A 26,356-nucleotide genomic window follows, 5' to 3' on the forward strand; every position below is an offset into this window, starting at 1 on the left:
GTTGTTGTCGCAGGCGGATAAAAACGAGATCATCATCATTTTCATGCCACGCGGGCGTACCTGCCCCGCTGCTCTATCTCCCTTACGTTTTCAAGGATTTTTGCGGTCCTTTTCTTGCCGGCCACGCTTTCGTAGCCCTTGACAAAGCTTGAAAACGCGCCCCTGACGGAAATGTGGGCGCTCGTAAACACCTCCTTTATGAGCCGGACGTCAACTGCCATGTCCTCCGTCCGTTCTGAATAGTAAGAAAGGCCAAAGTCAAGGAGGACGAGCCGGTCGCCGTCGCCGGCGGAGATAAAGTTTGAAGTCGTCAGGTCGCCGTGCACTATCCCGGCGGCATGCAAGAGCGCGGCGCAGCGGCCCATCTCCCTGCACAGTTTTACGGTGAGCGCGTCCCTTGCAGGCGTGCCTTCCACGCGCTCCATGATTATCTCCGCCCTTTCGGGGTCGACAAAGTAGACAAGCGGGGCGCGCACGCCGGCTGACTTTGCAGCCGACATGAATCCTGCCTCGTGCACAGTCCGCTGCCTCCTTATCGACAAGTCAAGGGCGCTGTGGCGGTACGGCTTTGGCTCCCGCACCTTTGCTACCGCCGGCCTGCCGCGCCAGCCGGTAAGGTAGATGTCAGCCTCGGCGCCCTTTTTCAAAAGCTGCTGCAATAGTAATATACCGTCTAAAGTGGAGATAAAAACGTGAGTTTCAAGCCCCAGGAAGGCGAAAAGGTCCTGCTCAGGGAGGACTGCGCCGAGGACAGGCTGAAAAGCGGCGTCCTCATCCTGACGAACAAGCGCATCCTCTTTCAAAAGACCGAGGGGCGCATGGCCACGTTTTCAAAGAAGGAGGGCGAGGTCATCCTGGACATACCGCTCCAGGCCATTTCCGCGTTCAGGGCAGAGGGGTTTCTCGTGAAAAAGTTTGTCGTCGTTGCGGTTGACCAGACCTACAAGTTTGGCGTGTTTTCAAACAGCAAGTGGGAAAAGGAAATGCGCCAGGCCAAGGGCCTCTAGCCGCGCCGCCACGCGACGTCGACGGTGTCAAGCCGCCACGACTGCGTGACGGACGCGTCCTTTACCGCGACCTTGTTCTTTGTGGCCGCATAATCCTGCAACGCGGTCCACGCTATCTGCGCGCCGTTGTCGCCGGCAAATGTTATGGGGCACGCAAAAAACCTGCTTTCCTGCCTTGCGCACGCCGACTCTAGCATTGAGGCAAGGCGCCTGTTCGCCGAGACGCCGCCTACTATCATCATCTCCCGCTTGCCCGTAAAAGAAAGCGCCCGCTCGACTGCCTCGGCAAGCATTGCAAACGACGTTTCCTGAAGCGAGTAACAGACATCAGACAAACTTGCCTTTTCTTCTTCTGCCATGCGTATTGCGGCTGTCAGCAGGCCGGAGAAAGACACGTCGTTTCCCTTCACCACGTACGGCAGCTGCGTATAGTTTTTTTGCGATTCGCCTGCAAGTTGCTCTATCTTGCCGCCGCAGGGCGATGCAAAGCCCATCGCCCTGCCAAACTGGTCCAGCAGCTGGCCGATGGTGATGTCAAGCGTCTCTCCAAAGACGCGCCAGCGGCCGTGCGAAAATGCAAGTATCATGGTGTGGCCGCCTGACACCAGGAGCGCAAGAGGGTCTTGCGCCCCAGTCAGCATGGCGCCAAGCTCAATGTGCCCCAGAGCATGGTTCACCGGCACGAGCGGCTTTTTGTAAAACCCTGCAAGGGTCCTTGCCACCACCGCGCCGACTCGCAGGCACGGGCCGAGGCCGGGCCCGGCAGAGTAGCCGATAATGTCAATGTCTTTCATGGCCGCGCCGGCGCCCTCAAGGGCCTGCCTCAGCACTTCTGACGACACTTCGATGTGGTGCCTTGACGCCTCCCGCGGGTGGATGCCCTTTCCCTCCGGCGCCCTGTACGCGTCGCGGGAGTCTGACAGGATTTTCTTGCCGTCCCTGTCCACGACTGCGCAACCAAACGTGTGCGCCGTGCTTTCAATCCCGAGGCACAACATATGTTTCTGCCATTATCCCCTGCTTGACGCAGACACTATCTTTATCACGTCGCCGCTCTTTAGTTGATGATCGGCGCCAATGCGCTGCTTTGTCCTTGCATCTATCGCATAGAGAAAGCCCTTTGCAAGGTCGGCGTGCACGGTGCCGGCAAGGTCCTTTGCAGTCGAGCCCGCCGGCAGCAATCGGACATCAGGAAGCACGTTTCCCTTTTTGTCTGCCAGCTTGAACTCGTCTTCCACAGGGTACACAGCGACAAGGTGCAGGAGGTTGAAGCAGGCGATGTTTATTGCCTCCTGAACGCCTGTCGAGCCGTACTTCTCAATGAGTGCCTTGACAATGTCAAGCGCCTTTTTCTGCTGCTCGTTGAGCGCGACGCCCTGCTTGACGTCAAACGAGCCGTCCCCGGGCAGGTAGTGGAGCACGCCCTTTTTTGACGCCTTTTTGAGCATCGCCTCGGCCTCTGACGCGCACGGGACGACGGCAAGGCCGGCTTTCTTCATCCTGTCGATGTTTGCTTCTGCAGTCGGCAGGTCGGCCTTGTTTGCCGCCACGAGGAATGGCTTGGCCTTTGCCCGGAGCACCTTGCAAAAGTGCAGTATGTCAGCCTCGCTCCACAGAGTCGGCTTTTTTGACGCAAGGCCGGACTCGTGTACCGCCGCAGATATCTTGTGCTCCGGTATCGCAAGGCCGGAGAGCCTCTTGGCAAGCATCTGCTCCAGTTTCTGGCCCTGGTTTTCCGCCTCCCTTGCAGTCTTGCTCCAGTCCCGGGAGATGATGCCGGCCATCCACAGGTCAAACTCTTCCTCCACAAAATTGACGTCAAACATCGGGTCGCCTGTCCCGGCAGGGACTGTTTTGCCGGCGCTGTCAGTCGAGCCCGACGCGTCCACGACGTGTATCAGTGCGTCGGCCTGCCTGGCGTCGTCAAGGAACCTGTTGCCAAGGCCCTTGCCGGCGTGCGCGCCCGGCACGAGGCCGGCGACGTCTATCAGTTTTACAGGGATGAAGCGGTTGCCGTCAATGCACATCGAGTGGACGGGGTTGTCCTGCACGCCAAATTCGCGGCAGACGCACTTTACCCGCGCATAGGCGACTCCCACGTTTGGCTCGATGGTGGTAAACGGGTAGTTTGCCGCAGGCACGGCAAGCTCTGTGGCGGCGTTAAAGAACGTGGACTTGCCCACGTTTGCCTTGCCGATGAGCCCTATTATCATATAAGAAGACAATAGCAAAAAGCTTCGAACCAGCATTAATGTTTTTCAAGGCCCTGCCTGCAACGAAGACCGTGGACGCAAGGGCGTGGGTCAGGGCGCTTGGGCTGAAAGAGCACCCGGAGGGAGGCTACTTCAAAGAGACGTACCGCGCAGAGATGGAAATCGACGCGCCGGGGTTTGGCGGGCGCCGGAGCGCAGGAACGGCCATCTACTACCTCCTGAAAAGCGGCCAGTTTTCCGCATTCCACAGGATCAAGTCGGACGAGGTATGGCACTTTTACGCAGGAAGCCCGCTTGCAGTCCATGTTATTGACAGAGAAGGCGGCAAATACCACAAGATGATAATAGGCAGAAGCAGCAAGAGGCCGGCCTTGCAGGCCGTCGTAAAGGCAGGGTGCTGGTTTGCCGCCTCTGTCGACAGGGCGCGCTCGTACTCGCTTGCAGGGTGCACGGTTGCGCCGGGATTTGATTTTCGAGATTGGGAAGTCGGCAGGCGCGGCGAGCTGCTTGCGCTGTACCCGGAGCACAGACAGGTAATAGAAAAGTTCACAAGACAATAATAATCCCGACAACCAACTGTCGCCGTGCCAGAGCAGGCGGCGGCAGTTTGCATAGTCAGCGGAGGGCTGGACTCGGTATGCTATGCCGCCACGCTTGCCAGGGATTATTACGACATTTACATGATAACGTTTGCGTACGGCCAGCGGGCCAGAAGAGAGATAGACGCGGCCCGGCATTTTGCCAGGGCCCTAAAGGCAAAGGAGCACAGGATAATCGACATCTCTTTCATGAAAGAGCTGTACGGCAGGAGCAACGCGCTCACCGACAGCAGGCAAAAGCTGTCCAAGGATTTTGCGCAGAACCTTGTCGTGCCGATACGGAACGCGATATTCATAGCGATTGCAGGCGCGTGGGCGATGAGCATCAACGCAAGGGTAGTGGCGTACGGCGCCCATTCCGGCGACGTGCCGCACTATGCCGACTGCAGGCCCGAGTTTGCCAGGGCGATGGCAGAGGCACTGAACATCGCCGACATTGACAGCGTCAGGTCCGGCCAGAGGCAGGAAATAGAGATAATGTCGCCTGCGGCGCAGGGCCTGAGCAAGTCGGAGCTCCTAAAGGCGGGCCATGCCGCGCTTGGCGAGAGCCTGTTCAGGACGTGGAGCTGCTACTCTAACGGCGTGAAAAGGGCAGGCAGATACGTCCACTGCGGCGCGTGCGAATCGTGTATAAGTAGGAAAAAGGCATTCACTGACGCCCAGATACATGACAGGACGCGCTATGCAGCGTGAACAGCAACGGGGGCGGAGGACCGCCGGGACGGTGAGGCTGAGCGAGATCTTTACAAGCATCGAAGGGGAAGGTGTTTTCTTTGGGACCAAGACGATGTTTGTCAGGCTCGCAGGCTGCCCGCTGAAATGCCACTGGTGCGACACGCCGTACGCCATACCGATGGATTCTGGCTACGCCCACACCATCGACGAGGTAAAGGAGATGATTTCCTGCGAGCTGCAGGAAAACACCTACAAGGTGAATTTCACGGGCGGCGAGCCCCTGGCGCAGCACGAGGCGGTGATAGAGCTGGCCAAGTTTGTGAGAAAAAAGGGCGTCAAGACGTACCTCGAGTCAGCCTGCTACGACTCGGCGCGCTTTGCCAAAGTCCTGCCCTACATCGACATTTGCAAGATCGAGTTCAAGATGAAAGACGCAAGGGCCGTCGTTGATGACAAATACTACAACAATTTGCTGAAAAACGAGCTTGAATGCCTGAAAATAGCGACAGAAGCAGGCAAGATGCCCTACATCAAGGTGGTCGTGACCAATTCAACCGACGTTGACGAATTCTCTGCCCTCGTCAAGGAGGTTTTCAGAGTCGCCAGTCCTAAAAACATAGCAGGATTTATAATACAGCCGAGTCATAAAACAGACGAGCCCGTATTGGAGAGGCTTTTTGCGTTTTATGACGCAGTCTACCCATTCTACGATCAGGTCAGGGTTGTACCGCAACTTCACAAGATAATAGGAGCGCGCTAGGACAGCATAATGAAGGATAACGGAAAACTAAACAAGAAAAAGATATCAAAGCTACTCAGGCAGCTCCTCATAGAGCTTGGCGAGAACCCGGACCGCGAGGGCCTGATGGGAACCCCGGACCGCATGGCCAACATGTACGAAGAGATACTCGGGGGATATACCATGGACGCCGAGCTTGACGTGACGTTCAGCGACGAGACAGACGTCATCGTGGCAAGGGACATCCAGTTCTACAGCATGTGCGAGCACCACATGCTCCCGTTCTTTGGCAAGGTGCACGTGGCATACGTGCCGGCGGGCAAGGTGTTTGGCGTCTCTAAACTAGTGCGGCTGGTCGAGAAATACTCACGCCGGCTGCAGATACAGGAGCGCCTCACAAAGGAGGTCGCCGACGAGCTGGTGCGCATGGGCGTGAAAGGCGCGATGGTGATAGCTGAGGGCGACCATCTGTGCATGAAGATGCGCGGGGTGCGCAACAACAGCTCCATGCTCACGATAGCATACCGCGGAGTAATGGAGCAGAAAGACCTGCGCGAGCACGTGCTTGCGATGATAAGGGCTCCAAAGGCGTTCTAACGTTGTCAGGGATTTGTTGTTGACAGGTCAAAGAACGCCAAATCCCGATCGTTCCCAATCACTTGGCCGTTTTTGGCATCTATCAGGTAATAATAACCCCTGTAGCCGTCGTTATTGGATATCGTAACCTCTACGTGCCAGAAATACTGGTTCCAATAGGCCTGTAAAAACCGATGCTCGTTGCTGTAAAGCCACATGTCTGCAAACGGACTTTTTTCATCATCCGCTATGAAGGCCAGCCCATTAGCTGTTACATGGATGAGCTTTGTAGTCGCTTCTTTGTCAGGAAAGAGATTTGCGTCCCTGTTAGGTTCCCTATCGACCTGATTGAGGGCGATCTTGATTGCACCATCCTTTGATATTGCGTAGGGTTTCGAGCTGGTAGCAGACTGCTGGTAGAGAAGTGCTGTGGCAGCAAATATTCCAAAGGCAAAAAGAGCAACGATAAGCACCCTGATTGGCGTCTTGTTTTTCCCAAGATCTTGCGAGCCATTTGTCGCAGAGGGCAATTTTGCATTATTTACTGCTGCTAGACGACCTTAAGTAGTTTCATCCAAATGACGAATCCGCCAAGAAATGGGTGGTGTCAATAGTTAAATAAGTAAAGCAGCGGAATACCGCTCGTCATCACATATGAGCGGCAAGGACGAGTCGATCTTCTCAAAAGAGGCCCTTATGGGCACGCAGGCTGGCAAGGACATCATGAAGCAGGGCTTGCTGCGGAGCAAGGGCTACAAGCAGTTCAACCAGTATAAGGAAAAGACCGAGCAGGAGTTTGGCGCCTTTGCCAAGAGGTTCATAATGTCGCTCCACGCCGCGATAAACGCCGACAGCAACCCTGCGTCAACCATGCAGAAATTTGCTGACGAAGTCGGCGCTTCTGAACTGGTTCCAGAGGCGGGCAGCATCCCAGACATCAAGGCAAGGCTGTCAAGTCCCGATGTTTTGCAGGACAGGGTTGCAAGGATATTAAATTCAAATTTCGTCAAGATGACGTTCCCGGTCTTTAACGCGCTGTACGACGGCGCCTCCGAATACTTTGGCGACTCGCCGTCGCAGGAAAAACGCGACGCCGTCATAGACGGCCACATCATCGCAATCGACCTGTCAGAGCCGATGGACAGGATCGTTGACAGGGACGAGGACCTGGAATACCTTGAGGACTACAAGTTCATGAACCCGTACATCCTCGGGATCGCAAGGAACAAGATATCGCAGGGAGGCGACGCGGTGCTCAAGGCCTTTGAGGAAGGGTTCAAGGACGCAAGGATAGGCCAGTACATTGACGTGAAACTAAAGATGAAGCCGGCGTCCATAAACGACGAGAACATGAACGACTGCTACAAGAAATACCGCGCAGTCATGGGCACCGCCGGCAGGAACATGGCCCTAAACCGCCGGCCGCTGGGCGACATCTTTCACCTCGGCATGGCCAAGGCAGGAGAAGGCGTCGGGTGCGGAAACGAGATCGAAGACGCCATCAAGAACGGCGCAGTCAAGGTCCCGTCGTGGCCGCTCTATTACGCGCTGAACACAGGCGACGTCAGGCGAGGGTTTGAGCTTACCATGCAAAAGAGCGAGCTGTACCTGGAGGAGGCAGAGATGGCAGTCAAGATGCTGCCAGGGAATTTCCAGCTAAAGCCGTTCCTCGAATTCCTGTTTTTGACCGTGCGCCACTACAACCAGTACTGGTACAACGAGCTGGTAAAGCGCGCGCCGTTTGCAGATTTCCAGAAAAAGATGGAAGCCGCGGTGGCGAAGTAAGCAAGGATGCCGCCATCATCATCGTCTCCTTCTCTCATGTGGTCTGAAGTGCACAGGCCCCAGAGGGTGGAGCAGATGGTTGGAAACGAGGACGCAAGGATAGCGGTGGTCAAGTGGCTTTCAGGATGGGTCAGCGGCACAAAGCCGCTGCTCCTCGTGGGCCCGCCGGGCGTCGGCAAGACGACAATCGTGCACGCCCTTGCGCGCCAGTTCGACTATGACCTGGTAGAGATGAACGCAAGCGACGTGAGAAACCGCGACAGCATCGAGGCAAGGATAAAGCCGGTGTTTGCAAACACCGGACTCTTTGGCCGCAAGATATTGCTGTTCCTTGACGAGGTGGACGGCATCTCGGGCAGGGAGGACTCGGGCGGGCTTGACGCGCTTGTCGACCTGATAAAAGAGCCCACCGTCCCGGTGATAATGGCCGCAAACGAAAAGTCGGCAAAGATAAAGGAGCTCGCCAAGGGCTGCAAGGTAGTCGAGTTTGCGCCCGTCCCGCCGAGGCTTCTCCTCATGTTCCTCGACCATGTGCTTGCAAAGGAAAAGGCCAAGCTTGGCCCTGGCGACAAGGTGTCGATCGTGGTGAACAGCGGAGGAGACATCAGGTCGCTCCTCAACAGCGCCCAGTCGCGCGCGGCCGGATACGCGACGGTGTCAAACAGGGACGTGACAGAGATAGACATTGCAGACGCGATAAACGGCTATTTTGCAGCCAAGGACAGGGCGGCTGCAATGCAGGCCCTTGCAAGGGCGGACGCCTCGTTTCCCGACCCCCGGTACGAGGGCATGTCGCCGGAGACAAGGCGCAAGGACATGGTTGCCACGCTGTTTTCATCCATCGTCTCCTCCCACGCTGCGGCGGACAAAGAGTCGCTTGCGGAACTGCTCGACGTCCTGTCAAGGGCCGACATGGTGGTGGGCAGGGTCAGCAGGAACCGGCAGTGGAGCCTCTTGCGCTATGTAAGGGACATGCTTGCCGGCGGCCTGTACGTAAAGTCCAGGGGCAAGGACATCAAGTATAATCAGTATACGATGCCGTGGCCGGTGATGGGCCCCATATTTGCAAGGTCGCAGACGATAAGGAAAATCGCGTCCGCAGTAGGGCCGGCCATGAACGTGTCGAGGAGCACTGCCAGCTCGGTCGTGCTGCCGTACCTGGTTCGCGCCATCATTGACGAAAAGGTGGACGTTTCTGAATTTGCAGTCACGAACTTTGGTGACGAGTCGATAGGCGAGTCGCTCGGGAAGGAAGTCGAGCGGGCAAAGGGGGCCAGGAAAAAACAATGAGCGGAGAAAAAGAAAAAGAGAAGGAATTCTGGATAAAACTGCTGGTCAAGTACAAGGGCAAGTGCGCGGTATGCGGAAAAGAGATCCCGCAGGGAGAATACGCGCTCTGGTCAAGGGCGTCAAAGGCCATCAAGCATGTCAAGTGCGAGGTGCCGGTGGTGCAGCAGCAACAGCAGCAACAACAGAAAGAAGAAGGCGAGGAAGAGCAGCAGGAGCCAGAGGCGCTGCTTGAGCTGAAATGCTTTGTATGCGGCAAGAACGCCGGCTGCGCCGCATGCAGCCTGGAGGCCGACTGCAACCGCGCGATGGTGTCGCAGGCGTGCATATGCGAGTCCTGCCTGTCAGGGCCGGACGCCTACGGCAGCTACCAGCAGGCGTTTCTGGCAAAAATAGCCGGAAAAGTTAAAATGTAAATGCGCCAGAGGCATATAGCAGAAGCAAAAGATGTCGAGCGAATACGAGCAGAACGTCGGCCAGCTTTTGGCAGAAAAAAAGGCGGCTCTTGAGGAGCTTGCAAAAGACCCAAAGGAGAACGCGGCCAGGATCTCGCAGCTCACGCTTGAAATCGATTCGCTTGAGGCCATGTACGAAAACTATAACCTTGGCCTGAATGTCTTTCGCAGGGCGCAGGGCGGAAGGGCCGGCCTGAGAGAGTGAGTAAACACCATTCCTAAGTTATCATCTAAATGCTGTAATGAATTTATATAGCCACTCGCTGGCATTAACTACACTCCCATGCATGAAGAAAAAGTAAAGCGGCTGGCTGCATTGAAAAAGTCCGCCGAGAACGGCGGTGGCGACGAGCGCATCGAGGCCCAGCACTCAAAGGGCAAACTTACTGCACGTGAGAGGATAGCACTGTTGCTTGATGAAGGCAGCTTCGTCGAGATTGACAAGTACGTCACCCACAGGGGCGACGACCCGACCGTCCAGAAATTCTACGGCGACGGCGCGGTGACAGGCTTTGGCACGGTCAACGGGAGGCAGATATTCGTTTTTGCGTATGATTTCACGGTCCTTGGCGGATCGCTTGGCGAGATGACGAGCAAGAAAATCACGAAAGTGATGGACCATGCCATGAAGGTCGGGTGCCCGATTGTCGGCATCATCGACTCGGGCGGCGCAAGGATACAGGAAGGCGTCAACAGCCTTGACGGCTATGGCGACATTTTCTTCCGAAACACGATGGCTTCAGGCGTCATACCGCAGATCACGGCAAGCATCGGCCCGTGCGCAGGCGGAGCGGTGTATTCGCCGGCGATGACCGACTTTGTAGTGATGGTCGAGAACATCGGCCAGATGTTCGTGACGGGCCCAGAGGTGGTAAAAGAGGTCCTGAGCCAGGAAGTGTCGTTTGAGGAGCTTGGAGGCGCGCGTGCGCACGGCTCGAAATCCGGAGTGGCGCACTTTGTAGCCAAGAACGAGTACGACTGCTTTGACAAGATAAAGAAGCTGCTGTCATTCATCCCGCAAAACAACGCGGAAGAGCCGCCGATGATGGCAGAATTGACGGACGACCCTAACAGGGTGGACCCGAACCTGATAAACATGCTGCCAGAGAACCCGTACCAGCAGTATGACATGAAAGAGATCATCAAGTCGGTCGTCGACAACGGCGACTTTTTTGAAGTACACGAGCTGTTTGCTGAAAACGTCCTCGTGGGCTTTGCAAGGATGGGCGGAAGGACCGTCGGCATCATCGCAAACCAGCCGATGTACCTCGCAGGTGCGCTTGACATCAACTCTTCCAACAAAGCTGCCAGGTTCATCAGGTTCTGCGACTCGTTCAACATCCCCATTGTCACGCTGGTGGACACGCCCGGATACCTGCCTGGAACTGACCAGGAGCACAATGGCATCATCAGGCATGGAAGCAAGCTGCTGTATGCGTATTGCGAGGCAACGGTGCCAAAGATAACCTGCATCATCGGCAAGGCGTACGGCGGAGCCTACATCGCCATGGGAAGCAAGAACCTGCGCGCAGACGTCAACTATGCGTGGCCAAACGCCGAGATAGCAGTGCTCGGCCCGGAAGCGGCCGTTACGATTATCCACAGAAAAGAGCTGAAAAACGCGCCAGACGCGCCGGCGATGAAGAAAAAGCTTGCCAAGGACTATCGCGACAAGTTTGCAAACCCATACCTTGCAGCCGAAAGGGGCATCATCGACGTCGTCATTGACCCGATGGAGACAAGGCCAATGATAATCCGCGCGCTTGAAGCACTTGCGAACAAGAAGGAGGCAAGGCCGTGGAAAAAGCACGGGAACATCAACCTGTAGGTGAGACAAAGAAATGTCCAAGAAAATCACGAGCATCCTGATTGCAAACAGGGGCGAGATAGCGCTCCGCGTAATCCGGGCGTGCAAGGAACTCGGCATCAGGTCAATCGCGATATACTCTGATGAGGACACGCGCGCGGTGCACGTCAAGAGGGCAGACGAGGCGCACCACATCGGCCCGGCCCCGCCGGCGCAAAGCTACCTGAACATGGCCAAGATTGTCGAGACTGCAAAAGCGGCAGGCGCCGACGCTATCCACCCCGGCTATGGCTTTCTGTCAGAGAACGAGAATTTCCCCGAGATGTGCGAGAAAAACGGCATCATATTCATCGGCCCGACCGCAAAAGCGATGGACGTCACCGGCGACAAGATGAAGTGCAAGGCCGTCATGAAAAAGGCCAAGGTCCCAACCGTTCCGGGAAGCGACGGCACGATAGAAGACGTTGAAAAAGCCGCAGACATTGCGCACCAGGCAGGCTATCCGGTGATGCTAAAGTCGGCTTTTGGAGGCGGCGGCAGGGGCATCAGGCTCTGCAAGGACGAAAAGCAGCTGCGCCAGGAATTCGAGATGGCGTCTGCCGAGTCCAAGGCGGCCTTTGGCAAGTCTGCGCTGTTTGTAGAAAAGTACCTGCAGAGGATCAGGCACATCGAGTTCCAGCTGCTCCGCGATTCGCACGGCAACGGCAGGCACCTGTTTGAGCGCGAATGCTCGATACAGCGCAGGCACCAGAAACTCATCGAAATGTCGCCGTCGCCCGTGGTCGACCAGAAAACCAGGGAAAGGATTGGCGAGATAGCGGTAAGGGCGGCGGCTGCGGTAGACTACCTCAACGCAGGCACGGCAGAGTTTCTGCGCGACCCGGAGGGCAACTTTTACTTTATCGAGATAAACTCCCGCCTGCAGGTGGAGCACCCCGTGACAGAGCTTGTGACCGGCCTTGACCTCGTGAAACTCCAGATCCACGTGGCGCAGGGAGGCGAGATCCCCTTCAAGCAGGAGGACCTGAAGATGAACGGCTGCGCCATCGAGTGCCGCATAAACGCCGAGGACCCGTTCTACGACTTTGCGCCGTCGACGGGCGCGGTGCCAAGCTGCAACATCCCCTACGGCCCCGGCGTCAGGGTTGACACATACCTGTATCCTGGCTGCACCGTCTCGGGCTACTATGACTCGCTTGTTGCAAAGCTGCTTGCATGGGGCAGCAACTTTGAAGAGGCCCGCGTGAGGATGAGAAACGCGCTGGACGAGTTTACCATAGAGGGCATCAACACCACAATCCCGCTGTACAAGACCATAATGGACGAGTCCAACTTTATCAAGGGCGAGATTTCGACCGACTACCTCGAGCGCTTCAAGGTGTTCGACAGGATGAACGAAGAGGTCAAGGCAGAAGCGTCCAAGAACGCCCAGGCTGCGGTGGCGGCCGCGCTGTTGCAGTCAGAGCTTGTGAAAAAGAGTGCTGCGCCATCGCAAATCAACAACAACGGTCAAAAAGCTTCCAGATGGAAGATGATGAGGGCGACAAGCTGATATGGAGTTCAAAGTCGGCGACCTTGCACAGATGCTGAGCGGAGAAGTGCTCAGAACCACGGGAAACAACTCGGTGCTCGTAAAGATAGGCGACAAAGAGCACACGATAAGGCTGCTGAAATCCGGCACAAACGAGTTTGAGTTCATACTCGACAACACGTTCCACCACGCCAAGATCCTCCAGTCTGGAAGCGCCGAAGTGAAATTGATGCTTGACGGCCAGCCGATAACAGTCAAGAAGCATTCCAAGCTGACAGAGGTGCTTGAAAAGGCGTCGGCGCTTGGCGGGGCAGGCGGAGGCGACCGCAACCTTGCAAGCCAGATCCCTGGAAGGGTCGTCAACATTTCTGCCAAGCCGGGAACAGAAGTCAAGAAGGGCGACGTGATAGTGGTGCTTGAATCGATGAAGATGCAGGTGGCAATCAAGGCCCACAAGGACGGCAACCTGAAAGAGATAAAGGTAAAGCAGGGAGCCAGCGTCGCAAGAAACGACATTCTGGCAGTGATAGAATAATAGGAGCTTTAGCGCCTGCTACGGTGGCGCTTTTCTTCAATCTTTTTTGCCAGCGCCATCACTGCAAATAGCCCCACGCCTATCGACGACAGCACAAAGAGCGCGGTAGAGACCATCAGGACGACAGCATTCCCCGTAGCCACGCCTACCGCAACTGCTGCAAGCGACGCTATTGCAGAAATGCCGAGTATAACCAGCAGTTTTTTGCCCGGCGCCCTGTTGCGCAGCGCAACTGCAGCCGGCGACAGATAAACCGCGCCTATGAGCGTGCTTGCGGCAAAGCCTGCGACAACAGCGCCTCCTTCCCCTGCGGACATGCCATAGCCCTTTTCTGCCACCTGCAGGATGCCGAGGAGCGGGTATATCGCGGCCTTGATCGTTGCCTGCGCCCACGGGTTTGAACGCTCATAATCTGCAACAGACGGGCTGAAAGAGTAGTACCAGCTGTTAAAGACGTTCATAAAGCCAGAGCCTGCGGCAGTCGAGAGTATATGGTTGTCCCTGAACCCTCTCAGGAACTGCACCTGCGGCGTCAGTTCAGAGCCAAACGCTGCTGTGGCGATGAGGCATCCTGACGGCTGCTGCCCCTGTGCAGGCTGCTCGGTTCCCGTCTGGTTGGCGCGCTTTACCTGGGCAGACACGTTGTCGCCAAACCCAAGTGATTCACCTTCCTGCGCCATTGCGGGGGCAGGAATGAATAATACAACAACAATGGCAAGTGTCAGGAGCAAGGCGGTAGCAACAAATGCCGCTGGGAAAATGCCGTGGAGGGTGGCCTTGCGCATCACCGGAAATAGCCGCCGTTTGTATATAAATAATTAATCATCAGCAAGCAGGCTTTAATTTTCTAGGTTTTCAGTGCACACACAGAGAGAGATCTGTCGGGCGACCTGCCGGCTCCATCCACCTCAGCCGTTGCTTCAATCCAGCGACGGCGAAGGCTTGCTCTATATAACCACGAGATTCCGAGTAATGCGCCCAGCCTTCAAAGTGCAATGGCATAATCGTAGCCTCCGGAAAGGCACGTGCTGCTTTTACTCCTTCTGCGGCAGTAAATGTCAGATGCCAGGGACCGACTTCTGCGACCCTTGCTGCTCCCATAAACAGGACCGCCACACGTACACAGAAGCGCCGGCCGATCTCCAGTAGATCCTCATGCCAGACAGTGTCGCCAGAAACGTAAACTGCGTGTTCCGGCTCGCCGGCAAGCGCAAGCACGAATCCAGTCACTGGGCCACGATCTGCGTGAACCGGCCCATGATGCGCCGGTGTTCCAGTAATCTGCAGAACGCGGCCGTCTCTGGTCGGAATGTCAATTGTTTGCCGCGGGGACAGGCCGGTGGCCTTGCCGCCCAAGCGCTCTGCCGCTGCAGGCGTCGTTAAAACCTGTACTGCACGGTCGAGAACAGCTCGCCCCATGGCATCAGGATTGTCAAGGTGTTGATCGTGGCTTGACAGTACTGCGTCCAGGGAGCCGATGGCGTCGTGATCAATAGCCGGGCCGCGTGTCTTGCGGAGCACATACAGGCTGGTCAGGTATTCGCAAGGAGTATCAAACGTCGGGTCAGTGAGGAGGCGCAATCCTCCCAGTTCGATGATGGCAGTCGGTCCGCCGATGTACGTGAACCGTAACTTGAGATCATTCATGATATAAAATGAGTGATATGTCCTACACGAATTTTTCCCTTAATGGCATAAAAAGAAGAAAGAGAGAGAAAGAGGGTCAGTTGTTGCCGCTGCCGTTATTATTCTTCTTTAGGAACTCCTTTATCTCGGCATAGTTTGGCTCGACAAGCGGGTCGTCAGACACCCACCTGTATCGCACCTTGCCCTGCTCGTCCAGTACGAACACAGACCTCTTTGCAGCGTTGTAGTCGGGCATGCTTGCCAGCTTTTTCATGACGATGCCGTACTTTTTGATGACCTTTCTCCCATAGTCGGAAAGCACGGGGAAGTTCAGGTGATGGTTGTTGGCAAAGGCCTTGTTGACGAACGGCCCGTCGACAGAGATACCAAGCACGTTTGCGCCATAGTCCCGGAGCTCGTCAAGCGAGTCGCGGATTACGCACATTTCCGCCGTGCAGACCGGCGACTCGGCTGCAGGAAAGAATGCAAGTATTGTCTTTTTGCCTCTGAATTCGCTCAGCTTGCGGTTCTTCATATCCTGGTCCGGGAGTTCAAAGTCAGGGGCCTTTTGGCCTATCTTAACAGATGATGACTTGGCTGCTGCCATATGCATGAATGCGGCCGAGCTTGCCATAAAAAGATTTTCAACCGCGTGTCAGGTGTAGTATTTGGATTTAAAGGGCGAAAGCGAGCGCAGTTCCTTTACCACGCCTGCAAGCGCAGACACCGTCCTGTCCATCTCCTCTTTCGTGTTCTGCATCGACAGGCTGATGCGAAGCGAGCCGGTTATCTCCTCGTAGGAAAAGCCCATCGCCTTCAGCACGTGCGACGGCTTTTGCTTCTTGACCGAGCAGGCCGAGCCTGTGGACGCGGCAATCCCGTCTTCGTCCAGCTTTATTATCAGGTCCTCCCCGTTTACCCCAAAGAAAGTGAAATGCGCGTTTGGAGCAAGCCGGTTTGTTTTAGAGCCGTTGAGCCTGCTGTGCGGGATTTCCGACAGGACCTTTTCAATCAGGTAGTCGCGGAGCGCTGACACCTGCCTCTGGTACTCTGGCAGCCGGCCCCCGGCAAGCTCGCACGCCTTTCCAAAGCCGACGATGCCCGGGACGTTTTCGGTGCCCGAGCGCATGGCAGATTCCTGCCCGCCGCCGTGGATTATCGGCATTATCTCCAGCCCGTCGCGGATGTACAGCGCCCCGACGCCTTTGGGCCCGTTTATCTTGTGCGACGACATTGAAAGCAGGTCGACTCCAAGGTCCCTGACGTCAACCGGCATCTTGCCGGCGGCCTGCACCGCGTCGGTGTGAAAGAGGGCGCCGGCGTCGTGCGCAATCCGGGCAAGCTCCTTTACCGGCTGGATGGTGCCCACCTCGTTGTTTGCGTGCATGATGCTGACAAGCGCTGTCGAGGGCGTGATCGCCCCCTTGAGGTCCTCCGGCCTCACCAGCCCTTCCTGAGTGACCGGCAGAAACGTCACGCTGTAGCCCAGCCTTTCAAGGTCGCGGCATGGCTCTAGCACGGCGTCGTGCTCGATGTAGCTTGTTATCACGTGGTTTTTTGACGGGTCCTTGCTTCTCGCATAGTCGGCTGTCCCCTTGATCGCAAGGTTGTCGGCCTCTGTGCCGCCCGACGTGAACGTTATCTCTTGCGGCTTTGCAGCGCCCACAAGGCCGGCGACGCGCTTTCTTGCAAGCTGTATCGCCCGCGTCGCCTCCCTGCCAAAGTAGTGTATTGAAGAGGGATTGCCAAACTGCTGTTTCAGGTACGGGATCATTTCCTGTATCACCTCGTCTGCGACGGGAGTCGACGCCGCGCTGTCAAGGTAGATTCGTTGTTCTGTCAATCGACCACCGCCAGCTTGCCGCTCTTGCCATATCCGGAAGCGTCTATCGTCACAAAGCGGAACCCCAGCTCCTTCAGCTTCTTGTCCAGCAATTCCAGTTTTTCAGGGTCAAACATCCTGCCCAGCTCATCCCTTCCCACCTCGATCCTTGCGATCTCGCCGTGGTCCCTGACCCGCACCTGCCTGACCCCGAATATCGACTTGACTATTATCTCCGAGCTCTCTATCTTGCGCAGCTTTTCGTACGTGACTTCCATGCCCGTCGGTATCCTTGACGCGAGGCACGCGTTTGACGGCTTGTCGTACACGGACAGCCCGAACTCTTTTGCCATCCTGCGGATCTCGGCCTTGTCGATGCCAAGCTCCACCATCGGGCTTTTCACGCCGTTTTCGCGAAGCGCCCTGATGCCGGGCCGGTAGTCAGACAGGTCGTCGACATTCGTGCCGTCCACTATCAGCTGTGCGCCGGTTCTTTTCGCCTCGTCTGCGAGGTGCTGGCCAAGCTCTGTACGGCAGTGGTAGCAGCGCAGATTGTCGTTTTTCACGAATTCAGGGTTTTCAAGCTCGTCGTACTCTATTACCAGATGCTTGATGCCGATCTCGTGCGCGACCCTCCGGGCAGTGGCAAGCTCCTCGTCCGCAAGCGTCTTGTAGTCTGCCGTTATTGCAATGGCGTTGTCGCCGAGCGCCTTTTTTGCGGCAAGCGCGACCACCGCGCTGTCGACGCCGCCTGACAGGGCGACAATCGCTCTGCTGCCTGCGGGGAACCACGAAACCAGCCGGTCAAATGAAGTTGTTGTCGCCGTCATGTCTTGGACGCCACCTGCGCGTTTACGATCTCCAGCACGCGCCTTGCAGGCATATCAAGCCTTGCGGCGATTATCTTGATGTCCTCAAACTCGGGCTTGGCCCCAATGGTGTTTCCCTGCGCGTCCTTGGCCACCTTCACGTGCACGTTAAAGGTGTTATCGCCTATTGTCACGGGCACCGTCACCACGGCCCGCGGGAGGATGTAGCGCTCCACCTGCTGTACGCGCGCGCCGAGCGTGCCCGACTCTGAAAACAGGATGGAAAGCACCGCGTTCAGCAGGGAATTGTCTGCGATTACCCTGACAAGGTACGTGGGCCTGCTCTTTTTCGTGATGCCGGGTATTATTGTCACGTCCTTGGCGCCGGCGTCCGTCAGCCTGTCGACAAGGTTGCCCATCACCTCGCCTGTTGTGTCGTCGACGTTTGTTTCCACGACGCAGACGGCGTCCTTCTCAAGTGCCACCGGCGAATCGCCTACAAGGACGCGGACGACGTTGGCAAAACCTGTAAACTTTTTGCTGCCTGCGCCATAGCCGATTTTTTCCGGCACGATTGACGGGTAATAGTCGACGCTTCCCTCTGCCAGGTTTGCAAGTAGCGCCGCTCCCGTGGGCGTCGTCAGCTCCTCCTTTGCCTGGCCGCCGGCAAGCGCAAAGCGCCTGCCCTGAAATATGTGCAGAATAGCGTCGGCAGGGTTTGGCACGGTGCCGTGCGAAAACGTCAGCTTGCCCCCGCCCACCGCCACCTGCGTAGACACTATTTTCGAGCCAAGAAGAGAAAGGTCCTGAAGGGCAGTGGCGCAACCTACGATATCTGCAAGCGTGTCCACGCTGGACGCCTCGTGCAGGTGCACGTTGTTGAAATCCTCGCCGTGGATCTTGGCCTCGGCCGAGATTATCGTCTTTATGGTGTCAAGCGCAAACGCCTTTGCCCTCTGCTCAAGGCCGAGCGCGTCGCAGGTTTTTGTGAGCGCGCGCACCATCTCTGCGCCCTTGCGCTCGTGCGCGCCGTCCTTGTACTCCAGCTTTAGCTGCGTCGCCGAAAAGCCGTGTGTCACTATTTTTTCAAAAGAGGCATTGCTTATCCTGCTGCCCTTCAGGCTGTCCTGGCATGCAAATATGGCGTCCTGCACCTTTTTTGCGCTGGCGCCGGCGTCCACCAGCGCGGACGTCAGCATGTCCCCTGCGATGCCTGCCACCTGGCAGTCAATGACAGCTAGCTTCCTTGCCATTTGAGAGACGAAACATAATCAGTGCGGCGCTTTATAATATCGTTTATTCCGGACGACTATTCGACTACCATGCACCGGCCGTCGGGCCCCTTCTGGTGCTTTAGCCGGTGGGTGTGGCATCCTATGAGCCTGTGCTCTGTGCAGCCGCAGATAGGACAGCGCTTTATTATCATCCCGCCCTTTTCTCCCATGATCCAACTAGCCACGACGGGCTTATGTATGTTGTAGGCTTGCAATATCGTTTTTATTCATCATCGCACACAAGAGGCTTCATATGGACACGCCAAGGGAGCTTGAATGGTACCTGCGCGACCACTTTTTCAGGCAGGCAGGAAAGGGCAGGACGCAGTTCCAGAGGAGCGCCATTGCCGGCGAGATGACAAGCCTGTACCTGCGCTATCGCGGATATGACCCGCAGCAGCTCGAAGAAAGCATGTCCCCTGTGATAGACGACCTTGTGTCGATGCAGATATTGAGACAGTCAGGGGACAGCCTGGAGGTCGCAGGCGCCCTTGTACGCATGCAGTGCGCAAAGTGCTTTTACGTCAGCTACCTCCTTGCAGAAAAAGAGCCAAAGACGTGCCAGCGCTGTTCAGGGACGGAACTTCACGAGTTCCCAAAGCGCAAGTAGGTAAATGAGCGAATGAACCAAGCTTATTAAGCAAGTTTTCCCCTTACCCGGGCGTTGCCCGGCCTCGACGAGATGTGCAAAAAGGTGTTTGCTGTGGACCCTGCCATCAGGTTTGCCGGCGTGATAGACAGGATGGGCAAGCTTGTGGCAGGAGGCATGCGCGACGGGGTAAGCCCGCTAGAATCCATAAAGGACATGGACAAGCTGTACATCGAGTTTGCGCTCCGAAACGCCATGCGTAAAGAGTTCAACGTGGACTTTGGCAAGACCATTTTCACGTTTTCTGAAAGGGAGCGGATAAAGCTGGCGACGTTTCCGCTGAAAGACGACGATGACAGCCTTTTGCTCGTCTCCATCGAAAAGGACAAGCCCCACGACAAAATAATAAGCGGGATACTGGCAGTCGTACGCTGATGCCCGGCACCAGCAGAAGAAGAAGAAAACGCTCGCGAAGAGGAGAAGACGACGACCTTGTCCCGCCGCGTAAGATAACCGGCAAAGAGCTGACAGAGCTTGAAGAGCTGAGCGCAAGGCTCACCGCGCTCGTGGAGATGCTTGACGAAAAGGGCGTCATCAACAAAAAAGAGTACGGCCGCACCGTGGCGATGCGCCTGCACGAAATATCCAAGGCAGCGGCGATTGAAGAGCTGGACGAGGAACTCTAACCATGCAGGCGCAAAAGGCGTTTTCCCTTGCCATCATCGCAGGGATTATTGGCGGCGCGCTCATGGCGGCGATCAATTTTACCATAGTGCAGGCCCGGCAGAGCGAGATCGCGGATTTCTATGCCGACGAGTTTGTCGCGCCGGGCATAATTGACGAGGGCGAATTTGACCAAAAGCTGCAAGAGCTGCAGCTGCAGAACGTCGCGCTGCCGGTTGCAACAGGCGTGGCGGGAGGCGCGCTTGTCGCCGCGGTGTACCTGAGGGCTGGCGCCGGCGCCTTCAAGGTGGCCCTTGCGGTTGCCGGCGCGGCGTGGCTTGCGCTCTATGTCATGCCGGCAATAAAGTACCCGGCAAACCCGGACACTGTCTTTAACCCGGAAGGCGACGGCGGGTATTCCATGCTCTACACAGGCTACGCCGCCGCGTCCGGGCTTGCCGCCCTTGGCTCGGCAATAGCGTTTTCAAGGACTGGCAGAAAGAACTGGTACTTTGGGGCCGCTGGCCTGTACGTCGGCATAATAGCCGCGCTCTATGTCGCATTCCCGGCCTTTTCCGGCCTGGAATTTGTGCCCCAGCAGTTGCTTGCAGGGTGGCGCTCTTCGATGGCCGCAGGCACGACCGCGCTGTGGTTTGCGCTTGGAATAATCGCAGGCGCCCTGCTGGAGCGCGAAGAAAAGAAGAAAATTGCCGGGAGAGGGATTTGAAGCCTTTTACGGCATTTGCGGATTCCCAGCTTAAGCGTTGCCATTCTCTCATCCTTGCAGGCGTACCAATAGCTCCTCAAGCTCAATCCTAGTCTCTCTCGGTCAAAAGTTTGCAGAAAGGACGCCATCCATCCGGGGACATCCCGCAGGCAATCATAATTAACTCACACGGTGCATATCTGTTGGTGGTGACCAAACCTGCCTAGCGAGGATTTGGAACGATTGAGACAGATAGTGCAGCAAGAGATCAATGACATAAGGAAGACTATAGAGGATAACCAGCGACATGATTTTGAAGAGCTGGGCGGCACATTCTCCCGTACAGCAGACAGAAATGACTTGATCAGGATAAACACTTTGAGATGGGTACTGGACATAATAGAGACGCTGAATAGTTAGGGCTCCTGAAAAAAGTGTGCGTATCGTTCTTAAGGGCCAACCGGCCAGTTTTCCGCTATTCTTTTTGATTCAAGCAATTCTTTTTCAAGTTGACAGCATGTCCGGCACCGGTTCCCAAGAAAAACTATCCAGCAGGAATCCAAAAGTAAATGGCGCCGGGAGAGGGATTTGAACCCTCGGGACCCTTACGGGTCACAAGCTGGCTGGATGAATTTTTCCAGGCTTGCGCCCTCCCGGGCTAGGCGACCCCGGCAACCAAGCACCGTTTTGGCCCCTTCACTATATAATTCAATCAAAGAGAAGGTGGCAAAGATAAAAATTGAGGAACGCTGATTGTTACTTGTTCTTTTGAGCAACCAAGGACTTTCAGACAACTGCAAGGGCGGAAACCACGTCGACTGCAGCGACTGCATGTGCAAGTGCCACATACCCGGCACTATTGAGAACCTGTCAAGGAACATTGCCAGGCTTGACCGCAAGCGCCCGGGAATTGGCGAGACGATCTAGACATCGTCGCTTTCCAGCTTGCCCAGGTCCACTTCCGGGCGTACGGCTACATCCGGGGCTGCGGCGTGCTCGCCCCTTGAGCGCCACGCCTTGGGGTAGGTGTCCGGCCTCATTATCAGGCGCTTCATGACAAACGCGACTCCCCTTGCGCTTTCCTCTATCTGCTCTTTTGTCATTGCAGCCTCTGCAAGGCCGACTATCTCGCCCTTGAGAGTGTAGACACCGACAAGCTCGCCTGCGCGCAGGTCCTTTGGCACCGCGATTACCCCGGGCACGGCAAGAGGAGCGCCGTGGCACAGCGCGTCCACCGCCGTATCGCGCACGGTTATGCCGCGGATTCCTTCAAGGCAGTGCTCTATCGGCCGGATGAGCCGGCGCAGCTTTTCCTCGTCGCCGGTTTCCTTGTAGCGCTGGTACGCGTCAGCAAGGTCGTGCAGGCGCACGAGGCCGTCCTTTTCATACAGGTTGCTCACCTGCGTGCGGCGCAGCTCCACCATCGTTGCGCCCGGCGACAGGACCTCGCCAATGTCATAGATTATCTTGCGGATGTACGTGCCGGCCTGGCAGAGCACGCGCATCAGTATCAGCCGGTCGTAATCCTCGATGTAGTCAAACGCGTACACGGTGCGGACGCGGGTGACCCTCTTTACAGAAGAGCGCTGCGGCGGCCGCTGGTATATCTCGCCCGTGAATTCTTGCATTACCCGCCTTATCTTGTCTGCCGGCGCGTGCGCGTGCAGGCGCGCAAGGGCGTAGTATTCCTTTGGCCCGAGCAAGAGCACGCCAAGGGCTTTTGTCCCTTCGCCAAGGCCGATCGGCAAAAGCCCGGTCGCTCCAGGGTCAAGCGTCCCCGAGTGGCCGGCCTTTTCTATCTCCAGTATCCTCTTTACCCACGCCACGACCTCGTGGCTGGTCGGGCCCGCGGGCTTGTCCGCCAGTATCAGGCCATAATACAATAGCTCGCTTATCGGCCTCCTGTCGGGGTAGTGGCCGTAGCGCTCGTCTGTCACGTCCTCGTCCACGTTGACGAGGTTTTCTAGTTGAGGGAACATAATAATTTCACCGGCCCACCTGGCGCCTTACTATGAGCTTGGCGACTTCAATCAGCGCGTCCAGGCTCAAGAGGTCGGTGTTGAGCGCATAGTCGAACACCGAAAGGTCCTCCCCAAACGTAAAGCCATAGAGGTTCTTGTATATCTTGATGTTTTCGTTGTCGCGAAGGTTCACTATCTTCTCCGCCTCGGCCACCGCTATCCCGTCGCGGTTTGCCATGCGCTTTGCGCGGCTGTGCGCCGAGCCCTTGAGCCAGAACTTTATTATCCTGCCGTCATTGACGAGCCACGGCAGGGTGTAGCTTGTTATCACGGCGCTTTCCGTTTTCAGTATCTCTTCCAGCTTTTTGTCGACGCGCTTGTCAAAGGTCGGGTCGCGCTTGCGCTCTTGCATGAACATCTTGGCTTCAGGCGTGTCCCACCAGTCGCTCTTTGCAGTGTCTGTAGAGTATCCTTTTTCCCGGGCAAGCATCTTCAGTATGTCGCCGCCGTTGTACATAGTCAGCCCGAATTCCTTGGCAAGCTCGCCGGCAATCGTGGTCTTGCCCACTGCCGGCCAGCCGGAGATCACTATGCTCGGTTTTTTTGCTGTCGTGGCCATGTCTCAGATGCTCGGCATGCTTGTCTTGGTGACCTTGCCCACAATGCCGGAAAAGGCAAACGACGTGAGCAGGAACCATCCCCACAGGTAGACCTCGCCGGGCACCTGGCACGCCCCCTTGGGGTTGCCCTGGTCGTCCAGCTGCTGGTGGTTCTGGACGTCCTGGTCGCTGCACATTATCCAGGGAATGTGTATCGGCGACAGGGCCACTACCTGGCCGAATATCGACGGAAAGACGAATATCCATATCAGAAACGACGGGAGCATGTAGATGAGCATGGGGCGCATCTGCTGCTGTTGCACTTCAAGGGCCATCTTGTTGACGTAGGCCTGCTTTTTCTTCAGCTCTTCAATCTCGGCCTTGTTGCCTTTTTTCACGGCGGCGGTATAGGCCTTGCGCCAGTCGTTTGTCTCCTTCATTATCCTGTTGACGCGCTCGATGTCGGTCGTTTTCCGGCGCAGCATGGCAAACGCAAAGCTCATGGCGACAGATATCACCATCGCGACAATCGTCGCGGTGAGAAAGTCAGGGAATATCGGGTGCCTCGTGTACTGCGGCGAGAACAGCTGCAGTATCAGGCTGCCAAAGTCCAACATAGTTATCATCGTCATCATTTCAGCGGTTCTCCCCCTCCTGCAAGGATGTCGGCCACGCCTGCGGCCGCGTCGTCAACTTCGCCGTCGCCGTTTATCACGATTGCAAACGGCGCGCCGGTCAGGATAGAGCATGATGCCAGCATCATCTTGGAAAAGTCAAGGTCGTTTTTAATGGCTTCGGGCGAGGCCTCGTCGCGCTGGCGGGTCGGGTCGTTCTTCCTGCGCTCGGCAATTTCATGCGGGTCTGCTGCCACCATTATCAGGTTTGTCGGGTTCATGATGGTAATGAGTCTCATGGGAAGGCCGGGGTAATAGCCTTCGCGCGTGCTTATGAACAGGTGCGTGTCGACGATCACCACGTCGTCCTGCATCTCGGCGATGCGGCGCGCCGCGGTCTCTTGCAGCTTTTTCTGCTGCTCGACAGGGAGCCGGCGCATCTCGTCACGGTTTTTCACGCCTATTTTTTGCGCCTCCTCAAACATCAGCGTCCCGTAGGTGACGACGGTTGCCTTGCGCTTTTGTGGCGACTGCGACAGCAGCTCCGCCGCGCGGGTGATGACCGTAGTCTTGCCCACGCCGGGGATGCCGACTATAATAGCGCGCTTGTTATTTCCTGCCAAGGAGAGCCGCCAGTTTGGGCATGTATGTGTCGACCTGCTCTTTGACCAGCGTCTGGTAGTAGCTGACCATGATGTTCACCATCAGGAGTATGCCTGTGCCGGAGCCAAAGACGTTCAGGATATCAGATAGCGACGCAAGGAGGCCGATGATGACGCCGCTGATTATCGTAAGCGACGGTATGTACCTGTTTAGCAGCGACTCGACCGAGTTCTCGGAGCGCCTGAAGCCGGGCACCTGCACGTCGGCGTCAAGCAGGTTCTTTGCGGCCGTCCTGGCCGAAAGCCCGCCCAGCTCCACCCAGAGCCTGGAAAAGACGGTCACGATGGCTGTAAAGAATATGACGTATATTATCGCCCGCACAGGGTCCGCGGCCACGTGGTCAAGGCTCCTTGGAGACGTGATATAGTACAATATGCCGCCCGTTGGCGTCTGTTGGGAGCTTGGGTCAAACTGCGCTATCCAGTTGAACGCAGGGTTTGCGTTGTTAGGGTTGTAGTTGGCCCACATCATCTGCCCCATGAACACCGCATTTGCGATGAGCGCTGACGACAGGATGACGGGAATGACCGACGTGTACAGCAGCTTGATCGGATAGACTGCCGTAAAGCCCCTGTACTTTGTAGAGACTATGGGTATGTCGACGTGTATCCCCTCGATATACACGAGCACGAGTATGACTCCGACTGTGAGCCCGAGGGCGAACAGGCTTGGGAGCTGGCCCTGGCGGAAGAAGGCGTCCTGCCCGTGGCCGTCGATCGTGGATTGTATCGTAAACGGCAGTATGCCCGTGGGCCCGTCCTGCGCGGGGAATGGGCTGAACACGCTCCACAGAATCGTCTGGGCGATGCCGGCCATGATGAACAGCGAGAGGCCAGAACCTACGCCCCAGCCTTTTTGCACGAGCTCGTCAAGCAGCATGACCAGTACAGAGGCGCCGATGAGCTGCGCGACTACGACCCCGATTATATGCGGGCCTGCGACGAGCGGGCCGTAGACGCTGACGCCGTACAGCGCGCCCTCTGCCACGATTACTATTATAGTCACTATCTTGGTCGCCGACGTAAAGAGCGACCTGTCGTCCGGGTTCTTGAAGTCAAGGCGGATGAGGTCCGAGCCCTTGAGCAGCTGCATCAAGAGCCCTGCCGTGACTATGGGCCCGATGCCGAGCTCCATCAGCGTTCCCTGCTGCGCCGCAAAAATCACCCTTGCAAACGCAAGGAAGTCGAACTTGGGGTCGCTTGTCACTCCGTAGAGCGGGATCTGCCCCATGACGAGATAGAGGAGTAGTGCAATGCCCGTCCAGGCAAACTTTTCAGTCAGCGTGATCTTTTTCTTGGGCTTTGGGACCTGCGGGACATATGCCGACGCCGACCTTATAACGCGGCGAAGGATATTCTCATTCTGAGTCGTGCTGCTCATCGGCTATAACCTCGCCACCTGCTGCCGTGATCTTGGCTCTGGCTCCCTCTGACACTTTTGCAACCTTGATAGTGTAAGCGCCGCTGATCTTGCCTCCGCCCAGCAGCTTGTCATAGCCAAGCGCGGTCAGGTCGAGGACGACCTTTCCCTTTTCGTCGGCCTTGCCGTGCTTGGCAAAGACCGCGTCGAGGTCGCGGACGTTGAGCCACGTGTTCACGACGTTGCGGTTAAAAGAGTTGAACGCGTCGTGACCAAAGTGGTTTGGTTCTTCGATTACTGTCCTTATAAAGAAGTGCTTGTGCTTGCCAGCGCCGCCAATGCCTCCACGGCTTCCTGCCTGCCTGTGCTGGCCAATCTGTCCCCAGCCGCAGTACCTGCTTCCACGCTGCCTTCTGCTTTTTCGGAATCTAGTAGCCATAATTAATCACATCATCATCCTGT

General features: G+C 56.5%; 34 protein-coding genes and 1 tRNA gene. 17 read left to right on the forward strand and 18 right to left on the reverse strand.

From position 1 onward, the window contains the following. Positions 1–41: 41 nt before the first annotated feature. Complete coding sequence (locus tag NVIE_RS06580) at positions 42–659, reverse strand: KEOPS complex kinase/ATPase Bud32 (protein ID WP_075054569.1); 618 nt, start codon at positions 657–659, stop codon at positions 42–44. A 33-nt stretch (positions 660–692) separates the two neighbouring features. Between NVIE_RS06580 and NVIE_RS14790 the strand changes: the two genes are divergently transcribed. Then, positions 693–1,007 carry a PH domain-containing protein gene (locus NVIE_RS14790; protein WP_075054570.1) on the forward strand — a complete coding sequence of 105 codons (315 nt, stop codon included), beginning with the start codon at positions 693–695 and terminating at the stop codon, positions 1,005–1,007. Here the strand turns inward: NVIE_RS14790 and kae1 are convergent. Together kae1 and NVIE_RS06595 are read right to left on the reverse strand one after the other, a co-directional pair. Beyond that, on the reverse strand, positions 1,004–2,005 hold the full coding sequence (gene kae1 / locus NVIE_RS06590) for a KEOPS complex N(6)-L-threonylcarbamoyladenine synthase Kae1 (protein WP_075054571.1): 1,002 nt from the start codon (positions 2,003–2,005) through the stop codon (positions 1,004–1,006). The two genes, NVIE_RS14790 and kae1, sit on opposite strands and share 4 nt — an antisense overlap. Before the next feature lie 12 nt (positions 2,006–2,017). Next, a complete protein-coding gene (locus tag NVIE_RS06595; RefSeq protein WP_075054572.1) occupies positions 2,018–3,220 on the reverse strand; it encodes a redox-regulated ATPase YchF in 1,203 nt (400 codons plus the stop codon). A 38-nt stretch (positions 3,221–3,258) separates the two neighbouring features. On the opposite strand from NVIE_RS06595, the gene NVIE_RS06600 reads away from it, so the two are divergent. Genes NVIE_RS06600 through folE form a run of 4 tightly spaced genes read left to right on the forward strand, consistent with a single transcriptional unit; the run spans position 3,259 to position 5,830 of the window. Continuing rightward, positions 3,259–3,780, forward strand: a complete 522-nt coding sequence (locus NVIE_RS06600; RefSeq protein WP_075054573.1) for a cupin domain-containing protein — start codon at positions 3,259–3,261, stop codon at positions 3,778–3,780. A gap of 24 nt (positions 3,781–3,804) precedes the next feature. After that, positions 3,805–4,512: a 7-cyano-7-deazaguanine synthase gene (locus tag NVIE_RS06605; protein WP_075054574.1), complete on the forward strand. Its 708-nt coding sequence runs from the start codon at positions 3,805–3,807 to the stop codon at positions 4,510–4,512. A gap of 31 nt (positions 4,513–4,543) precedes the next feature. After that, positions 4,544–5,254, forward strand: coding sequence for a 7-carboxy-7-deazaguanine synthase QueE (locus NVIE_RS06610; RefSeq protein WP_227717512.1), 711 nt, complete (start codon positions 4,544–4,546; stop codon positions 5,252–5,254). A gap of 9 nt (positions 5,255–5,263) precedes the next feature. Further along, entirely contained in the window at positions 5,264–5,830 is a 567-nt protein-coding gene (folE, locus tag NVIE_RS06615; RefSeq protein ID WP_075054576.1) for a GTP cyclohydrolase I, read from the forward strand. A gap of 5 nt (positions 5,831–5,835) precedes the next feature. Here folE and NVIE_RS06620 read toward each other — a convergent pair whose 3' ends face one another. Then, on the reverse strand, positions 5,836–6,339 hold the full coding sequence (locus tag NVIE_RS06620; protein WP_075054577.1) for a hypothetical protein: 504 nt from the start codon (positions 6,337–6,339) through the stop codon (positions 5,836–5,838). A 124-nt stretch (positions 6,340–6,463) separates the two neighbouring features. Between NVIE_RS06620 and NVIE_RS06625 the strand changes: the two genes are divergently transcribed. The 7 genes from NVIE_RS06625 (at position 6,464) to NVIE_RS06655 (ending at position 13,209) form a co-directional block, all read left to right on the forward strand. After that, a complete protein-coding gene (locus tag NVIE_RS06625; RefSeq protein ID WP_075054578.1) occupies positions 6,464–7,594 on the forward strand; it encodes a hypothetical protein in 1,131 nt (376 codons plus the stop codon). Positions 7,595–7,600: 6 nt separating this feature from the next. Then, positions 7,601–8,884 carry an AAA family ATPase gene (locus tag NVIE_RS06630; protein WP_084790672.1) on the forward strand — a complete coding sequence of 428 codons (1,284 nt, stop codon included), beginning with the start codon at positions 7,601–7,603 and terminating at the stop codon, positions 8,882–8,884. After that, positions 8,881–9,297 carry a hypothetical protein gene (locus tag NVIE_RS06635; RefSeq protein ID WP_075054580.1) on the forward strand — a complete coding sequence of 139 codons (417 nt, stop codon included), beginning with the start codon at positions 8,881–8,883 and terminating at the stop codon, positions 9,295–9,297. The genes NVIE_RS06630 and NVIE_RS06635 overlap by 4 nt, the downstream gene beginning before the upstream one ends. Before the next feature lie 31 nt (positions 9,298–9,328). Beyond that, positions 9,329–9,541: a hypothetical protein gene (locus NVIE_RS06640; RefSeq protein WP_075054581.1), complete on the forward strand. Its 213-nt coding sequence runs from the start codon at positions 9,329–9,331 to the stop codon at positions 9,539–9,541. A gap of 78 nt (positions 9,542–9,619) precedes the next feature. Next, entirely contained in the window at positions 9,620–11,164 is a 1,545-nt protein-coding gene (locus NVIE_RS06645) for an acyl-CoA carboxylase subunit beta (protein WP_075054582.1), read from the forward strand. A gap of 13 nt (positions 11,165–11,177) precedes the next feature. Next, complete coding sequence (locus tag NVIE_RS06650) at positions 11,178–12,695, forward strand: acetyl-CoA carboxylase biotin carboxylase subunit (protein ID WP_075054583.1); 1,518 nt, start codon at positions 11,178–11,180, stop codon at positions 12,693–12,695. A 1-nt stretch (position 12,696) separates the two neighbouring features. Beyond that, entirely contained in the window at positions 12,697–13,209 is a 513-nt protein-coding gene (locus NVIE_RS06655) for an acetyl-CoA carboxylase biotin carboxyl carrier protein subunit (protein ID WP_075054584.1), read from the forward strand. A gap of 8 nt (positions 13,210–13,217) precedes the next feature. On the opposite strand, the gene NVIE_RS06660 is transcribed toward NVIE_RS06655, so the two are convergent. From NVIE_RS06660 to NVIE_RS16070, 7 genes are all read right to left on the reverse strand, one after another. After that, positions 13,218–13,994, reverse strand: a complete 777-nt coding sequence (locus NVIE_RS06660) for a CFI-box-CTERM domain-containing protein (RefSeq protein ID WP_075054585.1) — start codon at positions 13,992–13,994, stop codon at positions 13,218–13,220. A gap of 70 nt (positions 13,995–14,064) precedes the next feature. Continuing rightward, entirely contained in the window at positions 14,065–14,856 is a 792-nt protein-coding gene (locus tag NVIE_RS06665; RefSeq protein WP_075054586.1) for an MBL fold metallo-hydrolase, read from the reverse strand. Positions 14,857–14,932: 76 nt separating this feature from the next. Continuing rightward, positions 14,933–15,442, reverse strand: coding sequence for a peroxiredoxin (locus NVIE_RS06670; RefSeq protein WP_075054587.1), 510 nt, complete (start codon positions 15,440–15,442; stop codon positions 14,933–14,935). 48 nt (positions 15,443–15,490) lie between these two features. Continuing rightward, the gene (locus NVIE_RS06675; RefSeq protein WP_227717513.1) at positions 15,491–16,678 is read right to left on the reverse strand and encodes a cysteine desulfurase family protein; all 1,188 of its coding nucleotides are present in this window, start codon (positions 16,676–16,678) and stop codon (positions 15,491–15,493) included. Continuing rightward, positions 16,675–17,487, reverse strand: a complete 813-nt coding sequence (larE, locus tag NVIE_RS06680; RefSeq protein ID WP_075054588.1) for an ATP-dependent sacrificial sulfur transferase LarE — start codon at positions 17,485–17,487, stop codon at positions 16,675–16,677. The genes NVIE_RS06675 and larE overlap by 4 nt, the downstream gene beginning before the upstream one ends. Then, positions 17,484–18,719, reverse strand: a complete 1,236-nt coding sequence (gene larC / locus NVIE_RS06685) for a nickel pincer cofactor biosynthesis protein LarC (protein ID WP_075054589.1) — start codon at positions 18,717–18,719, stop codon at positions 17,484–17,486. Before larC ends, larE begins: the two co-directional genes overlap by 4 nt. Before the next feature lie 56 nt (positions 18,720–18,775). Then, the gene (locus NVIE_RS16070; protein ID WP_258914180.1) at positions 18,776–18,910 is read right to left on the reverse strand and encodes a hypothetical protein; all 135 of its coding nucleotides are present in this window, start codon (positions 18,908–18,910) and stop codon (positions 18,776–18,778) included. An 83-nt stretch (positions 18,911–18,993) separates the two neighbouring features. Between NVIE_RS16070 and NVIE_RS06690 the strand changes: the two genes are divergently transcribed. From NVIE_RS06690 to NVIE_RS06705, 4 genes are read left to right on the forward strand one after another with little or no spacing between them, the layout of a single operon-like run. Then, complete coding sequence (locus tag NVIE_RS06690; protein ID WP_075054590.1) at positions 18,994–19,350, forward strand: hypothetical protein; 357 nt, start codon at positions 18,994–18,996, stop codon at positions 19,348–19,350. Between the two features lie 54 nt (positions 19,351–19,404). Then, the gene (locus NVIE_RS06695; protein WP_084790673.1) at positions 19,405–19,764 is read left to right on the forward strand and encodes a DUF6659 family protein; all 360 of its coding nucleotides are present in this window, start codon (positions 19,405–19,407) and stop codon (positions 19,762–19,764) included. Next, positions 19,764–20,015 (forward strand): hypothetical protein, encoded by a 252-nt coding sequence (locus tag NVIE_RS06700; protein WP_075054591.1) that lies wholly within the window; start codon positions 19,764–19,766, stop codon positions 20,013–20,015. Before NVIE_RS06695 ends, NVIE_RS06700 begins: the two co-directional genes overlap by 1 nt. Before the next feature lie 2 nt (positions 20,016–20,017). Then, positions 20,018–20,719 carry a CbtA family protein gene (locus NVIE_RS06705; RefSeq protein ID WP_075054592.1) on the forward strand — a complete coding sequence of 234 codons (702 nt, stop codon included), beginning with the start codon at positions 20,018–20,020 and terminating at the stop codon, positions 20,717–20,719. A gap of 549 nt (positions 20,720–21,268) precedes the next feature. Here the strand turns inward: NVIE_RS06705 and NVIE_RS06715 are convergent. Further along, positions 21,269–21,371: transfer RNA gene (locus tag NVIE_RS06715), tRNA-Ser, on the reverse strand. A 95-nt stretch (positions 21,372–21,466) separates the two neighbouring features. Here NVIE_RS06715 and NVIE_RS15350 point away from each other — a divergent pair. Further along, the gene (locus tag NVIE_RS15350) at positions 21,467–21,625 is read left to right on the forward strand and encodes a hypothetical protein (protein WP_158435123.1); all 159 of its coding nucleotides are present in this window, start codon (positions 21,467–21,469) and stop codon (positions 21,623–21,625) included. Here the strand turns inward: NVIE_RS15350 and NVIE_RS06720 are convergent. Genes NVIE_RS06720 through NVIE_RS06745 form a run of 6 tightly spaced genes read right to left on the reverse strand, consistent with a single transcriptional unit; the run spans position 21,622 to position 26,333 of the window. After that, complete coding sequence (locus tag NVIE_RS06720; protein WP_144239547.1) at positions 21,622–22,680, reverse strand: RNA-guided pseudouridylation complex pseudouridine synthase subunit Cbf5; 1,059 nt, start codon at positions 22,678–22,680, stop codon at positions 21,622–21,624. The two genes, NVIE_RS15350 and NVIE_RS06720, sit on opposite strands and share 4 nt — an antisense overlap. Before the next feature lie 4 nt (positions 22,681–22,684). Further along, positions 22,685–23,278, reverse strand: coding sequence for a cytidylate kinase-like family protein (locus tag NVIE_RS06725; RefSeq protein WP_075054595.1), 594 nt, complete (start codon positions 23,276–23,278; stop codon positions 22,685–22,687). 3 nt (positions 23,279–23,281) lie between these two features. Beyond that, positions 23,282–23,893, reverse strand: a complete 612-nt coding sequence (locus NVIE_RS06730; RefSeq protein WP_075054596.1) for an EMC3/TMCO1 family protein — start codon at positions 23,891–23,893, stop codon at positions 23,282–23,284. After that, positions 23,890–24,495 carry an adenylate kinase gene (locus tag NVIE_RS06735; RefSeq protein WP_075054597.1) on the reverse strand — a complete coding sequence of 202 codons (606 nt, stop codon included), beginning with the start codon at positions 24,493–24,495 and terminating at the stop codon, positions 23,890–23,892. The genes NVIE_RS06730 and NVIE_RS06735 overlap by 4 nt, the downstream gene beginning before the upstream one ends. Beyond that, complete coding sequence (gene secY, locus NVIE_RS06740; RefSeq protein WP_075054598.1) at positions 24,482–25,915, reverse strand: preprotein translocase subunit SecY; 1,434 nt, start codon at positions 25,913–25,915, stop codon at positions 24,482–24,484. Before secY ends, NVIE_RS06735 begins: the two co-directional genes overlap by 14 nt. Next, positions 25,893–26,333 carry an uL15 family ribosomal protein gene (locus NVIE_RS06745; RefSeq protein WP_075054599.1) on the reverse strand — a complete coding sequence of 147 codons (441 nt, stop codon included), beginning with the start codon at positions 26,331–26,333 and terminating at the stop codon, positions 25,893–25,895. The genes secY and NVIE_RS06745 overlap by 23 nt, the downstream gene beginning before the upstream one ends. Positions 26,334–26,356 lie beyond the last annotated feature (23 nt).

The sequence above is a fragment of the Nitrososphaera viennensis EN76 genome (assembly GCF_000698785.1).
Lineage (GTDB): Archaea > Thermoproteota > Nitrososphaeria > Nitrososphaerales > Nitrososphaeraceae > Nitrososphaera > Nitrososphaera viennensis.

Coding starts and splice junctions, on each gene's coding strand:
- NVIE_RS06690 (WP_075054590.1), top strand. CDS start 18,994: ATGGACACGCCAAGGGAGCTTGAATGGTACCTGCGCGACCACTTTTTC.
- NVIE_RS06640 (WP_075054581.1), top strand. CDS start 9,329: ATGTCGAGCGAATACGAGCAGAACGTCGGCCAGCTTTTGGCAGAAAAA.
- NVIE_RS06655 (WP_075054584.1), top strand. CDS start 12,697: ATGGAGTTCAAAGTCGGCGACCTTGCACAGATGCTGAGCGGAGAAGTG.
- NVIE_RS06625 (WP_075054578.1), top strand. CDS start 6,464: ATGAGCGGCAAGGACGAGTCGATCTTCTCAAAAGAGGCCCTTATGGGC.
- NVIE_RS16070 (WP_258914180.1), bottom strand. CDS start 18,910: ATGGGAGAAAAGGGCGGGATGATAATAAAGCGCTGTCCTATCTGCGGC.
- secY (WP_075054598.1), bottom strand. CDS start 25,915: ATGAGCAGCACGACTCAGAATGAGAATATCCTTCGCCGCGTTATAAGG.
- NVIE_RS06725 (WP_075054595.1), bottom strand. CDS start 23,278: ATGGCCACGACAGCAAAAAAACCGAGCATAGTGATCTCCGGCTGGCCG.
- NVIE_RS06650 (WP_075054583.1), top strand. CDS start 11,178: ATGTCCAAGAAAATCACGAGCATCCTGATTGCAAACAGGGGCGAGATA.
- NVIE_RS06665 (WP_075054586.1), bottom strand. CDS start 14,856: ATGAATGATCTCAAGTTACGGTTCACGTACATCGGCGGACCGACTGCC.
- NVIE_RS06595 (WP_075054572.1), bottom strand. CDS start 3,220: ATGATAATAGGGCTCATCGGCAAGGCAAACGTGGGCAAGTCCACGTTC.
- folE (WP_075054576.1), top strand. CDS start 5,264: ATGAAGGATAACGGAAAACTAAACAAGAAAAAGATATCAAAGCTACTC.
- NVIE_RS06660 (WP_075054585.1), bottom strand. CDS start 13,994: ATGCGCAAGGCCACCCTCCACGGCATTTTCCCAGCGGCATTTGTTGCT.
- NVIE_RS06630 (WP_084790672.1), top strand. CDS start 7,601: ATGCCGCCATCATCATCGTCTCCTTCTCTCATGTGGTCTGAAGTGCAC.
- NVIE_RS06635 (WP_075054580.1), top strand. CDS start 8,881: ATGAGCGGAGAAAAAGAAAAAGAGAAGGAATTCTGGATAAAACTGCTG.
- NVIE_RS06600 (WP_075054573.1), top strand. CDS start 3,259: ATGTTTTTCAAGGCCCTGCCTGCAACGAAGACCGTGGACGCAAGGGCG.
- NVIE_RS06700 (WP_075054591.1), top strand. CDS start 19,764: ATGCCCGGCACCAGCAGAAGAAGAAGAAAACGCTCGCGAAGAGGAGAA.
- kae1 (WP_075054571.1), bottom strand. CDS start 2,005: ATGTTGTGCCTCGGGATTGAAAGCACGGCGCACACGTTTGGTTGCGCA.
- NVIE_RS06745 (WP_075054599.1), bottom strand. CDS start 26,333: ATGGCTACTAGATTCCGAAAAAGCAGAAGGCAGCGTGGAAGCAGGTAC.
- larC (WP_075054589.1), bottom strand. CDS start 18,719: ATGGCAAGGAAGCTAGCTGTCATTGACTGCCAGGTGGCAGGCATCGCA.
- NVIE_RS06670 (WP_075054587.1), bottom strand. CDS start 15,442: ATGGCAGCAGCCAAGTCATCATCTGTTAAGATAGGCCAAAAGGCCCCT.
- larE (WP_075054588.1), bottom strand. CDS start 17,487: ATGACGGCGACAACAACTTCATTTGACCGGCTGGTTTCGTGGTTCCCC.
- NVIE_RS06730 (WP_075054596.1), bottom strand. CDS start 23,893: ATGATGACGATGATAACTATGTTGGACTTTGGCAGCCTGATACTGCAG.
- NVIE_RS06645 (WP_075054582.1), top strand. CDS start 9,620: ATGCATGAAGAAAAAGTAAAGCGGCTGGCTGCATTGAAAAAGTCCGCC.
- NVIE_RS06705 (WP_075054592.1), top strand. CDS start 20,018: ATGCAGGCGCAAAAGGCGTTTTCCCTTGCCATCATCGCAGGGATTATT.